This is a genomic window from Duganella dendranthematis (assembly GCF_012849375.1).
Taxonomy (GTDB): domain Bacteria; phylum Pseudomonadota; class Gammaproteobacteria; order Burkholderiales; family Burkholderiaceae_D; genus Rugamonas; species Rugamonas dendranthematis.
Genome location: NZ_CP051684.1, coordinates 4425798 through 4439955, shown reverse-complemented (window position 1 = coordinate 4439955; position 14158 = coordinate 4425798). Strand labels below are relative to the sequence as shown.

General features: G+C 51.3%; 14 protein-coding genes and 2 tRNA genes. 12 read left to right on the top strand and 4 right to left on the bottom strand.

All coding sequences use genetic code 11. The annotated features are described in order from the left end of the window. Positions 1-4: 4 nt before the first annotated feature. From HH213_RS20305 to HH213_RS20275, 7 genes are all read left to right on the top strand, one after another. The gene (locus HH213_RS20305) at positions 5-442 is read left to right on the top strand and encodes an ExbD/TolR family protein (RefSeq protein WP_169113437.1); all 438 of its coding nucleotides are present in this window, start codon (positions 5-7) and stop codon (positions 440-442) included. Between the two features lie 15 nt (positions 443-457). After that, positions 458-1399 (top strand): cell envelope integrity protein TolA, encoded by a 942-nt coding sequence (gene tolA, locus HH213_RS20300; protein WP_110849856.1) that lies wholly within the window; start codon positions 458-460, stop codon positions 1397-1399. Position 1400: 1 nt separating this feature from the next. After that, the gene (gene tolB, locus HH213_RS20295; RefSeq protein ID WP_110849857.1) at positions 1401-2666 is read left to right on the top strand and encodes a Tol-Pal system beta propeller repeat protein TolB; all 1266 of its coding nucleotides are present in this window, start codon (positions 1401-1403) and stop codon (positions 2664-2666) included. A 27-nt stretch (positions 2667-2693) separates the two neighbouring features. Next, entirely contained in the window at positions 2694-3227 is a 534-nt protein-coding gene (pal, locus tag HH213_RS20290; protein WP_110849858.1) for a peptidoglycan-associated lipoprotein Pal, read from the top strand. 106 nt (positions 3228-3333) lie between these two features. Further along, on the top strand, positions 3334-4089 hold the full coding sequence (gene ybgF, locus HH213_RS20285) for a tol-pal system protein YbgF (RefSeq protein ID WP_110849859.1): 756 nt from the start codon (positions 3334-3336) through the stop codon (positions 4087-4089). 58 nt (positions 4090-4147) lie between these two features. After that, a tRNA-Lys gene (locus HH213_RS20280) sits at positions 4148-4223 on the top strand. Positions 4224-4252: 29 nt separating this feature from the next. Continuing rightward, positions 4253-4328 (top strand) — tRNA-Lys (locus tag HH213_RS20275). A gap of 174 nt (positions 4329-4502) precedes the next feature. Here the strand turns inward: HH213_RS20275 and HH213_RS20270 are convergent. The 3 genes from HH213_RS20270 to HH213_RS30700 all read right to left on the bottom strand — a co-directional run bounded on the left by HH213_RS20270 (position 4503) and on the right by HH213_RS30700 (position 6411). After that, positions 4503-5351: a hypothetical protein gene (locus tag HH213_RS20270; protein ID WP_169113436.1), complete on the bottom strand. Its 849-nt coding sequence runs from the start codon at positions 5349-5351 to the stop codon at positions 4503-4505. 59 nt (positions 5352-5410) lie between these two features. Continuing rightward, entirely contained in the window at positions 5411-5968 is a 558-nt protein-coding gene (locus tag HH213_RS20265) for a toll/interleukin-1 receptor domain-containing protein (protein ID WP_169113435.1), read from the bottom strand. A 107-nt stretch (positions 5969-6075) separates the two neighbouring features. Continuing rightward, entirely contained in the window at positions 6076-6411 is a 336-nt protein-coding gene (locus tag HH213_RS30700; RefSeq protein WP_169115284.1) for a helix-turn-helix domain-containing protein, read from the bottom strand. A gap of 445 nt (positions 6412-6856) precedes the next feature. On the opposite strand from HH213_RS30700, the gene HH213_RS20255 reads away from it, so the two are divergent. Then, on the top strand, positions 6857-7153 hold the full coding sequence (locus HH213_RS20255; protein WP_169113434.1) for a hypothetical protein: 297 nt from the start codon (positions 6857-6859) through the stop codon (positions 7151-7153). Positions 7154-7170: 17 nt separating this feature from the next. On the opposite strand, the gene HH213_RS20250 is transcribed toward HH213_RS20255, so the two are convergent. After that, positions 7171-7416 carry a hypothetical protein gene (locus HH213_RS20250; protein WP_169113433.1) on the bottom strand — a complete coding sequence of 82 codons (246 nt, stop codon included), beginning with the start codon at positions 7414-7416 and terminating at the stop codon, positions 7171-7173. Positions 7417-8634: 1218 nt separating this feature from the next. On the opposite strand from HH213_RS20250, the gene HH213_RS20245 reads away from it, so the two are divergent. The 4 genes from HH213_RS20245 (at position 8635) to HH213_RS20230 (ending at position 14156) form a co-directional block, all read left to right on the top strand. Then, the gene (locus tag HH213_RS20245; RefSeq protein WP_169113432.1) at positions 8635-9975 is read left to right on the top strand and encodes an AAA family ATPase; all 1341 of its coding nucleotides are present in this window, start codon (positions 8635-8637) and stop codon (positions 9973-9975) included. Between the two features lies 1 nt (position 9976). Further along, positions 9977-10930 (top strand): hypothetical protein, encoded by a 954-nt coding sequence (locus tag HH213_RS20240; protein ID WP_169113431.1) that lies wholly within the window; start codon positions 9977-9979, stop codon positions 10928-10930. Further along, positions 10927-12519: a DUF262 domain-containing protein gene (locus HH213_RS20235; RefSeq protein WP_169113430.1), complete on the top strand. Its 1593-nt coding sequence runs from the start codon at positions 10927-10929 to the stop codon at positions 12517-12519. The genes HH213_RS20240 and HH213_RS20235 overlap by 4 nt, the downstream gene beginning before the upstream one ends. Before the next feature lie 941 nt (positions 12520-13460). Further along, on the top strand, positions 13461-14156 hold the full coding sequence (locus tag HH213_RS20230; protein ID WP_169113429.1) for a hypothetical protein: 696 nt from the start codon (positions 13461-13463) through the stop codon (positions 14154-14156). Positions 14157-14158 lie beyond the last annotated feature (2 nt).

The window sequence follows — 14158 nt, the reverse complement described above, 5'->3', positions numbered from 1 at the left end:
CATCATGGGCTCCTCTTCCTCCGGCGGCATGCGCAGCGGCCGCACGCGCAAGCTGAAATCCGAAATCAACGTCGTGCCGTACATCGACGTGATGCTGGTGCTGCTGATTATCTTCATGGTGATGCCGTCGGCCAACGACCCGAGCGTGGTCGACCTGCCGAAGGCGGAAAAATCCACCAAGCCGCCAAGCGACTACGTGCAGATCGTCATCAAGCCCAATGGCGCGCTGTCGATCGGCGTCAAGGGCAAGGATGAAGACGCACCGGAAACCGCACCGAACCGCGACGCGCTGGTCAAGAAACTGCGCACCATCCACAACGACCATCCCGACTACCCGGTGCTGATTGCCGGCGACAAGGAAAGCAAGTACGACGACGTGATCCAGCTGATCTCGGAAGCGAAGAAGATGGGCATTAACCGGGTGGGCTTGTCCACCAAGTAAAACACAGTGCAAACGATGAAACCCGCAACCGCCGACGGTCCGTACAAGGTTCCGCGACAACACAATGGCCTCCGCTCCGGTCTGATGGCCGTGGCGATGCACGCCGTGTTGCTGATGTTCCTGTGGGTGGGCGTCAGCTGGCAGAACAATGAACCGACCGAAGTCCAGGCCGAAATCTGGGACATGAAGGTGCAGGACGCCGCGCCGCCGGCGCCGACGCCGGAACCCAAGCCCGCGCCGGAACCTGAGCCGGAGCCGGAACCGGTCAAGGCGCCGCCACCGCAACCGGTGCAGGCGCCACCGGTGCCCAAGGAAGATCCGGAAATCGCGCTGGAACGCCTGAAGGCCAAGAAAAAAGAAGAAGACCGTCAGGAGAAACTGGAACAGGCACGCCTGAAGAAAGAAGCCGACGAGAAACTGGCCAAGCTGGAAGCCAAGAAAAAGGCCGATCAGAAAGCCAAGGAAGAGAAGGAAAAGGCCGAGCAGGAAGAGAAGGACAAAGCCCTAGCCGCCGAGAAAGAAAAAGACAAGAAAAAAGCCGCCGCCGAGAAACTGGCCAAGGAAAAAGCCGAGAAGGCCGACAAAGCCGCCAAGGACAAAGCCTTCGCCGCCGAGATGAGCCGCATTACCGGTTCCGCCGCCAAAGGCACCACCGGCACGGCCGCGCAATCGACCGGCGGCAAGGTTGACGGCGGCTATGCATCGAAAATCCGGGCCAAGATCAAGAGCAATCTGGTCTACGGCTCGCAGGATGACAGCCTGGCCGCCAGCTACACGATTACCCAGCTGCCGACCGGGGAAATCATTGGTATCCGCAAGGTAAAAAGCAGCGGTTCGTCCGCCTACGACAGCGCGATTGAGAACGCGATTAGCAAATCGTCACCACTCCCAACAAAAAATGATGGTACGGTAGAGCGCGAAATTACCCTGGACTTCAAGCTGAAGGAAATGCACTGATATGAAAAAACTGAATATGCTCTACACCGGCCTGGTCATCGCCGCCACCATGGGCAGCGCACATGCCCAGATGCGGATCGAGATTTCCGGCGTCGGCAGCAACCAGATCCCGGTGGCGGTGGCCGGCTTCGCCAATGAAGGCGTGTCGCCACAGAAGATCTCCGAAATCATCAAGGCCGACCTGGAACGCAGCGGCGCCTTCAAGATCATCGACGCCGGCGTCATCAACGACGTCAACAACATCGACTACAGCGGCTGGAAAGCCAAAGGCGCCGATGCGCTGGTGGTCGGCACCGTCGACGCCCTGGCCGATGGCCGCTACGACGTCCGTTACAAGCTGCTCGACAACGTCAAGCAGACCAAGATTTCCAACCTGGACAAGGCCGTGACCGCCCAGTTCACCCGCCTGTCGGCCCACCTAATCGCCGACGACGTGTACTTTAAGCTGACCGGCATCCGCGGCGCGTTCTCGACCCGCATCGCCTACGTCAAGCAGGAAGGCCGCACCTACCAGCTGATGGTGGCCGACGCCGACGGCGAAAACGAACAGCTGGCGCTGCGCTCGAACGAGCCGATCATCTCGCCATCGTGGTCGCCGGACGGCACCAAGGTTGCCTACGTCTCGTTTGAACAGAAAAAACCGGTGGTCTACGTGCAGAACCTGATCACCCGCGCGCGCACCGTGGTGGCCAACGAAAAAGGCAGCAACTCGGCGCCGGCCTGGGCCCCGAGCGGCAACAAGCTGGCGGTGGCGCTGTCGAAAGACGGCCATACGCAGATCTACACCGTCAACGCCGACGGCAGCAACCTGCGCCGCGCCTCCAACAGCCCCGGCATCGACACCGAACCGCAATGGTCGGCCGACGGCAACAGCATCTACTTCACCAGCGACCGCAGCGGCGGCCCGCAAATCTACCGCATGAACCCGGACGGCGGCGACGCCAAGCGCGTCACCTTCGGCGGCGCCTACAACATCAGCCCGCGCATCTCGGCCGACGGCAAAACGCTGGCCTACATCTCGCGCCGCGACAACAACTTCCAGCTGTACGTGCTGGACCTGGCCAGCAGCCAGGAGTTGCGCCTGTCCGACACCACCAACGACGAATCGCCGAGCTTTGCGCCGAACGGCAAATACATCATGTACGCCACCCAGGCAGGCAGCCGCAAATCGCTGGCCGTGGTCTCGGTCGACGGTCGTGTCAAGCAACGCCTGACCACTCAGGCGGGCAATATCAAGGAGCCCACCTGGGGTCCGTTCATGCAGTAATTTTGTGTCACTACTAGGAGAATGATTATGCGTAAACTCAGCAGCTTAGCCTTTGCCATCACCACCGCCGCCATCCTCGCCGCTTGCTCGTCGACCCCGGTGAAAGAAACCGCACCAGTACCAGTGGTGGAGCGTCCAGTCGACAAAGCCGTCCAGCCGCAAGCCGACACCCGTACCGTGGCGCCAGTGGAAACCAAATCGCTGGATCCGCTGGATGATCCAAAAGGCGTGCTGGCCAACCGTAGCGTCTACTTCGACTTCGACAGCTTCGTGGTGCGCGCCGACGGCAAGCCAGTGGTGGAAAACCACTCGGCCTACCTGGTCAAAAACAAAGCCCGCTCGATCCTGATCCAAGGTAACACCGATGAACGCGGTGGCTCCGAGTACAACCTGGCGCTGGGCCAGAAACGTGCGGAAGCCGTGCGCAAGTCGATGGCCACCCTGGGCGTGCCGGAATCGCAGATCGAAGCCGTCTCGCTGGGCAAGGAAAAACCAAAGGCCGAAGGCCACAACGAAGAGGCATGGGCACAGAACCGTCGTGCTGACATCGTCTACAAGTAATCAAAAGCACTACCCTTTTGCCGGGTCACAGGCATAATACGGGGCGGCGCGCGGATTCAACCGCGCCCGCCCCGTTTCCATTTAGATTAGTGTGAAAGCGCCCGACATGAAGAAACTGACCCAAACCGGCCTCCGCGCCGCCCTGCTGGCCGCGACCATCTGGCTGCCGCTGCAAGCCCATGCCGGCCTGTTCGACGACGACGAAGCCCGCAAAGCGCTGCTCGACCTGCGCGCCAAGGTCGAAGCGATGCGCAGCGACCTCAACACCCGCCTCGACACCAAGTCCGACAAGTCCAGCACGCTGGATCTGGTGACCCAGAACGAGCAGCTGCAACAGCAAATCGCCCAACTGCGCGGCCAGATCGAAGTGCTGGCCAACGACATCGCCAACGCCCAGAAACGCCAGAAAGACTTCTACGTCGACCTCGACAGCCGCCTGCGCAAGCTGGAACCGCGCGAAGTGACCATCGACGGCAAGACCGCGCAAGTCGATCCGGGCGAACAGCGTTCGTACGACGCCGCCACCAAACTGTTCACCGGCGGCGACTACAAGGCGGCCGCCACCGCGCTGCAAGAATTCGTCCAGCGCTACCCAGGCTCCAGCTACGCGCCGAACGCGCAGTACTGGCTGGGCAACTCCTACTTCGCCCAGCGCGACTGCAAGAGCGCCATCACGGCCCAGCTGGTGGTGCTGAAGAACTACCCGGATAGCCCAAAAGCGCCGGACGCCATGCTCAACATCGCCAGCTGCCAGACCGAGCTGAAAGACAAGGCCGCCAAGAAGACGCTGCAAGACCTGATCAAGCAGTATCCGGACTCGACGGCGGCGGAGACGGCTAAACAACGTCTCGGCGCCAAATAATTACCTCTGGGTATTTGACAGCTGGGTGACAGATCCTCTATAATCTCGCTTCTTTCGGGGGTCGTTAGCTCAGCTGGTAGAGCAGCGGACTTTTAATCCGTTGGTCGCAGGTTCGAATCCCGCACGGCCTACCATTCCGAAAGTACCTAGGTGAGATACCTATGGGTCGTTAGCTCAGCTGGTAGAGCAGCGGACTTTTAATCCGTTGGTCGCAGGTTCGAATCCCGCACGGCCTACCAAGATTCTCAAGCGAAAACGCCAACCTTCACGGGTTGGCGTTTTTGTTTTCTGGTCCATTTCTGGTCCACTCCCTCAGCCTCTAACAAGCTAGCAAGCCGTTTTACGTCGTATGGCAGTGTTCAGACTTTATCCCAAGACCAGCTTCGGGCCAGCATCAACTCCTCGTGATACCGTTATCTAGTTAGAGCTTGCATGTTTACGGCATCCTCAAAACTAAATCCAAGCATCCTACCTATCAGCAAGTACCGGAAATCATCGGTCTTGGAACGCGCCTCGACAACTCTTTCCGCAAGATCTGCACCCGAGACCACCCCTATGGCGAGAAGAATGCTGTTTCGAATATCCGGATCGACCGCCTTAAGAAATATTGGAGACCGTCGCGACTCGGACGTATACACCACGGTACGGGGTCGCCAGAAGCTGCCGTAAAAATTAGTTTCAGTGCGCCCCTTCATTTGAGCCACTCCAAACAACCCCAGGAACATATCGGCTTGAACGAGTTCATTGAACGGGGTATGTTCCGGCGAACATCTCTCCCTTAGCATGTCTGCCGTTAAACATGCCCTGTTGAGGCGTAATCGATTGTTTCGGTGTTCATCCATCGATGAAAGGTATGAATCGAACGCAATGATATTCTCGGTTTTTGGCCCACTATGATCGGTTCGGACAAGAAATGGGTATTTCAGCCAATGCCGGAGCATCTGCCAGCGCTCGTGCCGTAAGAGCCCGGCGGTCACTATAAGCGCGGCTTCAAGAGCAAAGAAGCGGTAGAGGTCAGACCATCCCTCTACGTATGTTCCGTTCTCAATCGGAGGGCCGAAAAGCTGGCCAAGTTGCTCCAGCAAATAAATGCACTGTTTAAGCGCCTTAGGTTCATCACCCAAAAATGAAGCCAGCGCTTCGACATATTCAGAAAACTGATCCCGCAAGCCTTTGGTTTGCAAAATCGCCTGATAGATTTCCTCATCATATCCAGTTTTGCCTTCAGGCGTGACATATCGCTGCTTAATCTCAGCCAGCATGCTTCGTACGAAGAGGTTCTCCAAACCTTCGCGATTTGATTTGCCATCGCGTATCGCTCTCAATGCCCCGGTAGTTCCTTTGCCGTGGGCAGACCACCGCTGTCAGACTTGAGGAACGCTGGCACCTCTCCCAGCTTCGGCTCTGGATGTATAGGTTGGTCGTAAATCAGACGAAGCAATTCATCCAAACCGTCGCCCCATTTCTCATCAGACGATAGGTCCACATAGATCCGGCCTTTCATGAAGACTGGTAAAAACTCCCTGCCCTCATCATCTCGCTCGGCCACGACTGGAATGAATTTGGTTTGAGCTACTTTGGAGTAGAGCTCAGATGAAATAATTTGACTTTCAGTCCCTACACCGCCAGCACGACTATCCGCTTTTTCTTTATATTTCTGATCACAAATTACCAAGACTTTTACCACACTGGCATCTGTAACCATTGATTCCATGAAAACATATTTGTCCTGACCCGGCTTAAGCCTCCACTTGTCCAAAATTGCATCGACACCGTGAGTGCGTAAAGCCGTGGCAAGCTCAATCACGAATTGCTCATGCTCCACTCCAGACCAACTGTAAGAGATAAAAACCTTTGGCGGTTCCTTTACTGCATTCATATCGTTTGGTTGCCCTATATGCAATATTATGACGAAGTGGATGATCACAGAGAATATCTTGCGCTACCTACCCTACAGAGTCCAGGCATCTCCCTAGCCGCAAGCCATCAGGAGCGGGATGCCAGATAGTCACAGCACTGCTTTAGAAGGGAGCACGCGAACTCCTTATCGCTGGGGCTCAAGGCGGCAAGCCATGAGGAGATAGCCTCAGCCTCGTCGGTAGGTCGGCGCTGCTCCTCTGCCAATAATTCGCTGGTCGTAGTGTGCAGCAGAGAGGACAGCCGCTCTAACGTCACGAGCGACGGCAAGTGCCTCCCCCGTTCGAAACGTGAGAGCGTTTCAGTATCCACCCCAAGCCGTTCTGCGACCTGGGCCTGCGTGAGCCCAAGCGCACGCCGACGCGCTGCGATGTTCTTTGACAACTTAGCCGCCAAGTCATCCATCTCGGGAGGCGTCGATGATCCTAACTGTTTGCTATTAACCATAAATGTTGAGCCGTGAGTCAACACTTATTGTTGTTCGCCAGTCTCTTTTGTGACAGAATCTAAAACGTTGAGTCACCACTCGACGTTTTACACCGACAGCAAAGGACATTGACCATGCAAACTACAACCACCACCCGCAGCCAGGCTAGCAATATGGCCGCATACGAGGCGAACGCACACCGCGCCTACACCGGCACCATCTACACGCCGAAACGCGCCAGTATCTTATTGGCTGCTCAAAGACGCCAAATGCAAGAAGCTCGGCAAACAGTCGGAGGGCGGCATCAAATACCAACTGCTCGCCAGTGATGACCGAGCGCACCTCCACATCCGCATTACCCAAAACGAAGGCGGCGGCTACTACAGCAAGGAAATCGTCAACTTCTCCCGAGTAGAGGAATGCTTGAGCAACTGTGATCCGGAGAAACCATTCCCCTCCAAGGCGTTGAAAGAGGCGTTCACAGGCCGCAGCAGCAACAACGCAGGCTTCCTCGCAGCCATCCTCCGCGAAGAAGGCTTGCTGGACGCTGCAAAAGACCCTGAATCTCAACACATGCTCTCGGCGGATATCACTGCCTGGAAGCAAGCAGCTCTATCGCCGCAGGGTACGAAGATCGAGATCACCATACCGTCGGCATTTGACGCGCCAACTCCGGCGGCAGCTAGTAAAAAGACGCTCAGCCTGCCGAGCAAAACCTAACCCCTCTCATGCAAAAATCAAACCACACCATCATCGTCAACTGGAAGAAGCGTGGCTTCGGATGCGAAAAGAATTGCACCTACTGTAATTGGAGAAGCTCTCCTCACCTGCCAAACGGCGCTCAGGAACAGGATGCCGTATCCCAGTTCATCGCTCAATGTCCCAAATCCTTTATCACCATTAGCGGCGGCGCCGATCCCCTCTACAAAATCGAGGAGAATCGCGCCGCCCTGCTTATGATGATCGACACCATCTAAGCGCATGGCCTCACCGCGAGTCATCACCCGCGAGATTGCGGCCAAGTATATGTACATCTTTTTTCTTAGATTTTGGGTCGACGTAACGTAACAGCCAGCGATGCTTACCAGACTTGTACTGCAGGTATCTCAACCCTGGAACAAAACCAGCAGACACCTCTTCCTGTTTCTTACCGCGAGATGCGATGAGGTCCGAAACACGTAGGCGCAAGATTGCCTCGTGCGATCCCTCTTTAAAAATAATGCCTCCGAATTATTAAAGAACTAGATGCCGATTTTCCTGCATCACTTGATGCGTTGTGCAAACCAATGGACGAACTATAGTCCATCAGATTAGGGCTTGTCAGCCCTCGGCCTGCACACATTTCAGGCAGTCCTTGCCACATTTTTTAGCATTCAGAACCGCCGACAGAGCCGTCTATCACGCCCCGTCCGTTACGGGTGCAAATTGTCCGGACAAAATGGCTACTTTTCGGCGACAATTGAAACCCTATGCTCACAGACAGAGAACAAGAGTTAGTCAGATCCCATCTCGAAAACTTTATCGGACAGTCGTATGCCGAAGTCGCAGCGGCTCTACGGGTTACACAGCGTTCGACGTCATCACGCCATCGCTAGTCACGACTCAAAAAATCAAGAAGTTCATAAAAAATTTTGAAGAACATCTAGGCTTACCGGTGCGCCGAATCAGCCTACTCGGCAAGGAGCTTTCAAAATTGGCATGGTCATCAGCGCTCGGGGACATTGAAGTCCATCATCTAGACGTTGAGCGACAAGCCATCCGATTAGACAGCCCTTACAAGCGCAGCGCAGAGATCGATCACCTACAGCACCTTACCAAGAAGCGGAATGACGAGTTCACTCGCGCAAAGGTAGCGGCGGTTAAGAAAGAAATCGCTCAATTTGTTCGGCAGGGAAGATTAAAGAGCTCCATATGGGAGCCCCCCGCCCAGCGTAGAATCACACGAGGGTTACAATTAGAGGCGGTTGAGCTAGAGCCATATGTCGGCAAGCGATTCAAATTGTATCGGTCGACCCGTCGCCCCTTCTGATGCCGTCACGGTGCAATGTAGCTTGACTCATCAAAATTGGTGTCAATCATGCCTCTTTTGTCCTCCTGATGTACGATGTACACTGATTAATCGCAATCTCGACACGAACACAAATCCGCACGAAATCTACTCGACCACCACTTCAGAAAAATAACTTAATAAATATTACAAAATGAAAAAATCAGATTTCGTATTAGATAGCTTTGCAGTTGAGGGATACAAAGGTTTCCGTGCCCGTTCGGAGGTAAAATTGGCATCTCTCACGCTGATTTTCGGTGAAAATAGTGCTGGCAAGAGCTCAATTATGAGGTTATTAGTTTCAATAGCTCATAGTATTAATTTCAAATCTCGCTACCCAATTGCCCCTATTGACGTTGATGGTGAAGAGCATAGTTTTTCTGGCCTTTTCACCAATGGAAGCGGTTCGCCCCTCATGGTTGAATTGACTTTTTCGGATTCCGAGAGAAAAAATTATTTCACAGTTAAATATTCAATAATATACGTTCGTGACCTTAATAGTGCCGTTATTACGGATATAACGTTTTCAGACAATGAAAAACAAATGTGGCGCTGTGAGCTCGATATAGATTTTGCCATCGCACCGCACGCTAACCAGTTTAATTATCGCGTTTACTTCAATAAAGAAAAAAAGACATTCGAGAAGATAATATTGTCATTCGAGGGATTAACTCCACACCCAATGACCGCTCTTCAATCAAAGTTATCAATTTTGGAAGAAGACGTATTATCTCTGCAAGCGGCATTGGAGGCATTTGCCAAATCCGTAATTTGGATTGGTCCGCTTCGTCGCGTTCCACCTAGAAATATTCCTCTCACATGCTACCCTAGCAAGTTCTCTCCAGATGGTCGACAGGTTACTCAATTACTGCACAATAGCAATCCTCAGGGGAATAGTATATCGTCGAAAGTAAGCACTTGGTACGAAAAGGCGACTGGACGAATCTTATTTACTGAAAGTTCCGTCTCAAATGATAAAGAGGTATTTTCGATTTCGCTCGCGCCAGTTGAGCGCCCGACATCAGCAATACCAATTGCAGATCACGGCGCCGGTATGGCACAAGTTTTACCTGTAATAGTATTATGTGCCGCTGCTCAAGTCTCACTAACGGATATTAAAAATCCATTGTTGATCTTCGAAAATCCAGAACTACATCTCCATGACGCCGTTCATGAACATTTGGCCGAGATATTTTTCACAACAGTAACGGCCCCAAGCGGCGCACGAATAATCGCTGAAACGCATTCAGAAAATGTGCTTCTTGCGACCCAGCTTTCTGTAATTAGTTCAGATGACATTCTAAAGGCTAGCAACGTCAGGGTTAACTGGATAAGGAAATCTGAAGATGGTTATGCTCAAATCGAGGGCTTTGAATTTGACCAAAATGGATCACTTGGCGGTCTTTGGTCAAAAAGCATATTCAATTACACGCCCGACCTGGCCAAAAGAATTATTTCTATAAAAATGAAAAATAAAAAAGGAACGGAAAACTGATATGCAGATTTACTTTTCAACGAGTATATTTTCATCCGAATCCCCTAGAAAAATTTTAGAAGCAATTGAAGAGGCTTACTCTCAAAGCCATCAGATTGTAATTGAGGATACTTTAAGCCCTGTATACCTCACATGGTTGGATTTTTGCAAAAACCATCTACAGGAAGAAGACATAGGTGAATTACTAGAACTACAGTTTACCTCGTCTATTTTTGTAGAAAGTAAGCGACAAATCAATGTGGTAACCAATCCGACCCCAAAGTCGAATGAAGTTACGCTTTTAACTTTAAAAAATGACATTCTTCGCACATTTTTTATTTATGTAGAAAATGGTCGCGCTGACAAAAGATTTCTTTTTTCAATGCTCGGTCTTGAGATTAAAAAGGATATGGAACGTCTAATTCGGTCAGGAGCTTTAACATTCGAAAATTGTGGAGGCATCACTGAGTTAACTGAAAAACTTAGAGATGACGCGGCTAATCGTAATTTATTAAATTTACGTGCATTTGCCTGCTTTGATAGCGATGCAATTGCTCCGGATACCCCATCAAAGCAAGCAGAGAAGGCAACAAAGGTCTGTGAGCATTTCGAAATACCTCATTACCGCCTACAACGAAGAGCAATTGAAAATTACATTCCGATTCCTGCAATAGAGTTATATGTAGCAGAAGGGAATGAGGACTTGACCATTGCACGAAAGAAGATCCTAAGGGCTTTCTCCAGGCTAACGCAACCCCAACAAGAGCATTTTCATATGAAATCGGGATTATCCGTTCAGCACGGAGAAGTTTTTGATTCAATTATCGACCCTGATAAATCCGTACTACAAACGGGTTTTGGCGATCATTTATCTTCCTGCTATGAAAAAGGTTACGTAACAACGGAACACTTAAAAAACTCGTCGGCTTGGCCAGAGATTCAAGAGCTTTCCAAAATGGTAATGGAATATTTATGAATGATAAAGTAATGAATATCTCGTATAGCGAACCATCAATTCAATATCTTCAACAGATTTTGGATGGCGTATCTACGGGATTACTAAGAGTTCCGCGTTTTCAACGCCCGTTTATTTGGTTGGAAGATCGGCAGCTTGAACTAATGAGAAGCATCCGAGAAGGTGTTCCAATTGGAGCGATAATGATATGGAAAACCACCGATGCGCCGGTCGCCTATTATAAGCGGATCGGCCGTTTTCCTTTGGGTACGGCTTCGGACCCTCGCCCTCAACAATATATTCTTGACGGAGTGCAACGAATTTGCACTCTTTATGGTGCGTTAATCAATCCCCCCTCGGCTGACGATGTCGTAAACTATAATGGGGAGACTGAGTTCCTAGACAATGAAAAGGTTATTTATTTTTCATTCCCAGATGATGACTTTGTTTTTTCGGACGCGAACACTACAAATAGCGACTTAATGCCGCTTAACGTTCTTTTTAAAACCTTAGATTTAATTAAATTTCAGCGAAAGCTGGAAGAAACTGGGAAGGAAGAGTGGATTGAGCAGAGCAGTGATCTTGCCGTAAGGTTTCGAGATTATAAGATTCCATTGTTATCACTTACAACGGATGACTTAACTGCTGCGACCTCAACATTCCAGAGGATTAATAGTCAAGGCGCACGCATGAGCGATATTCATATGATTCACGCGCTTACCTGGAAGAATGATTTCGACCTTCAAGATCAACTGATCAACTTAAAGGCTGAGTATTTGTCTCCGCTATTTTGGGATGATTTGGATGATGATGTGATATTGAAGGTCTGCAAGGGATTGGGTGGGTTGAATTTATATAAAACCGAACCCAAAGAGGTTGGAAAATTAATTCGCGATAACCCAGAACTGCTGAGACAAGCGTTCAGTGCATTGGCTAATGCCGCTAGAATATTTGACGATTACTTAGGAATTCCGACCCCGGAGTTCGTGCCCTACTCATTTCAGACTATTTTTCTTGCTATAGGTGCGCATGAAGCCTTGGATTACGCACGGTCGAAAGAATTGATCAAGAAATGGTTTTGGTTCACGACATATATCGAGGCTTTTTCTGGAATGTCGGATGATAAAGTGAAGCGCGCATTGGCGGATTTTAAAATCATGGTAAAAACATCCGATCCCATATGGAGTAACGATAGATCAAATCGTTTTGACAAAAAAACTCGTTTTGATTTTCGTTCGGTTCGTTCTAAAGCAACTACACTGGCTTTAGCGAAACGATTCTCAGATACGACAAATGAAGATTCCTCGGTGTTATTACGGAATTTTGGTAGAGCGATGATGCAGCAGTTGCAAGTAAAATCAGGTGGTCCAAAAAATCTGAATTCGACAGGAAATAGAATTTTCTCTTCTCCAGAGGATGTCGTAAGTTTTAGGACTAGATTCTACAGTGGGTCGCTCTCGGAGGTGGAACTAGTTTCTCACTTCTTGACTAGTGATGATTTCCTGCATGACTTGCTTTCAAGCACCTCATTGATAGAAACTCGTGCAGAAAGAATTTTTACTTATGAAGAAAAACTTTATCAGGAAAATTCGATCGATTTCTTACTGTAGATGCACAATTCAATATTTTAATGAAATTAAATTTTATAAATTGTTTTGTTTTGATTGGCCCCACCGTGCGCTATGTACTAATGAATTCCACAATAAATTTATAAAGTTTTATGTTGATACACACGGATAGTTCAAGCTTAAGTGAACGAAGAAGGCGTAGAATCTGGTTTCATTTCGCCGCCCTCTATCCCCCATCTAACAAAGTACACTACACGAACAAAAACAGCTAATGCATTTCCAAGAACGTTCGACACTACTAGGCGCTCAGACCACCCTATCCGAGCGCCGGTCACCTTCCGGTCTTTGGCGTGCATCTGGTCCCGTTCTGGTCCCACGTTTACAGGCTTCCTCAACTAGCCAATCCCCTACGCCTACTAGTAATCGGTTAAAATCAACGCCCGCTGGTACGCAAGCGCCGACCGCACAACGCACTTTTAATCCGTTGGTCGCAGGTTCGAATCCCGCACGGCCTACCAAGAATTATCAAGGAAGCCCACGAAATTCGGTTCGTGGGCTTTTTTGTTTCTGGTCGCTCTCTGGTCCACTGCAAATACTATCGCGACGGACGAACAACCCTAACTTGCATAGGGAAAACTGTCACCAACCTTATAACGCGGGTCGCAGCGACTAGCGTCAATAGCACGGATAACACCATCCGCCCCGATCACTACGCCCTCGACCTGATTGTCAACTACGCCAAGTCCGATCCTGATATCCCCAAATCCAAGGATTCGAACTCCGCGGCACCGGCCAAGGCAACTGCGTTGCGGTCGCACAAGCTCGGGCCCCCTAACGTGATTCCTTGATGCCCCCGAATCGTCGAAGGAGATTCAAAACACCTATTGCCGGGACATCGGCCCCTTCCAACATATTGTGCCGCTTCAATGTCCTCAGCCTGCAACACGGTACTCTCGTCTGACACCTTTTGACAGGAGCCGTCCATGCAGCAGTCAGATGAAGAAGCATTCGAAAACGCCATCAAATCACTGGAAGCGACCGCAGCCAGCGTAGGGGTGCATTTGGAAATTGATTCCACCGCACGCCAAATTTACGCGCGCGAGATCAAAGCCATGTCAGGCACCCTTCGCCGGGAAGTCGCCAAAGGGAGGATGACTTGGGCGCAAGCAGCAGAGCAGGCCAATAACACCCGGAACGTCGTCATGCAGCTCACCAGATCGCGTACCACGCCCGTTGCCCGGGCCTTCGCAGAGCACAAGAAGGCCGAGGGCCGTGGTCTGAATGCGCTGGTTGCCGAAAAAACCGCGAAGTTGTTTGGCAAAAATGCTGTCTTCGAAAAGCTCAGCCCATCACAGCAGAGCCGCGTATTTGCCGAAATTGTGGACTCGGCCGGTAGGTCTCAACCCACAATCACACGCAATGTACTGCGGTTGTCATACGTAGGCCGTAGCGTCATTTTGCTGTCGTTAGCGCTATCGACGTATAACGTTCTCACCGCTCGCAATAAGTCCGCTGCGGTCAAACGGGAGTTGGTCACCACCGCTGCGGGCATCGGCGGAAGTGTCGCGGCTGGCGCTCTGGCAGGTTTGGCGTGCGGCCCCGGCGCTCCGGTATGCGTGACAATAGGTGCGTTTGCTGGCGGCGCGCTGGCGGCCTTCGGCGCTGGCTTTATATGGTAGAG

Bases quoted from the DNA above. Each gene is read 5' to 3' on its own strand.
- HH213_RS20230 (WP_169113429.1), top strand. From the start codon at position 13,461: ATGCAGCAGTCAGATGAAGAAGCATTCGAAAACGCCATCAAATCACTG.
- HH213_RS20250 (WP_169113433.1), bottom strand. From the start codon at position 7,416: ATGCGCTTAGATGGTGTCGATCATCATAAGCAGGGCGGCGCGATTCTC.
- HH213_RS20245 (WP_169113432.1), top strand. From the start codon at position 8,635: ATGAAAAAATCAGATTTCGTATTAGATAGCTTTGCAGTTGAGGGATAC.
- ybgF (WP_110849859.1), top strand. From the start codon at position 3,334: ATGAAGAAACTGACCCAAACCGGCCTCCGCGCCGCCCTGCTGGCCGCG.
- HH213_RS20265 (WP_169113435.1), bottom strand. From the start codon at position 5,968: ATGAATGCAGTAAAGGAACCGCCAAAGGTTTTTATCTCTTACAGTTGG.
- pal (WP_110849858.1), top strand. From the start codon at position 2,694: ATGCGTAAACTCAGCAGCTTAGCCTTTGCCATCACCACCGCCGCCATC.
- HH213_RS20305 (WP_169113437.1), top strand. From the start codon at position 5: ATGGGCTCCTCTTCCTCCGGCGGCATGCGCAGCGGCCGCACGCGCAAG.
- tolB (WP_110849857.1), top strand. From the start codon at position 1,401: ATGAAAAAACTGAATATGCTCTACACCGGCCTGGTCATCGCCGCCACC.
- HH213_RS30700 (WP_169115284.1), bottom strand. From the start codon at position 6,411: ATGGATGACTTGGCGGCTAAGTTGTCAAAGAACATCGCAGCGCGTCGG.
- tolA (WP_110849856.1), top strand. From the start codon at position 458: ATGAAACCCGCAACCGCCGACGGTCCGTACAAGGTTCCGCGACAACAC.
- HH213_RS20270 (WP_169113436.1), bottom strand. From the start codon at position 5,351: ATGCTGGCTGAGATTAAGCAGCGATATGTCACGCCTGAAGGCAAAACT.
- HH213_RS20235 (WP_169113430.1), top strand. From the start codon at position 10,927: ATGAATGATAAAGTAATGAATATCTCGTATAGCGAACCATCAATTCAA.
- HH213_RS20240 (WP_169113431.1), top strand. From the start codon at position 9,977: ATGCAGATTTACTTTTCAACGAGTATATTTTCATCCGAATCCCCTAGA.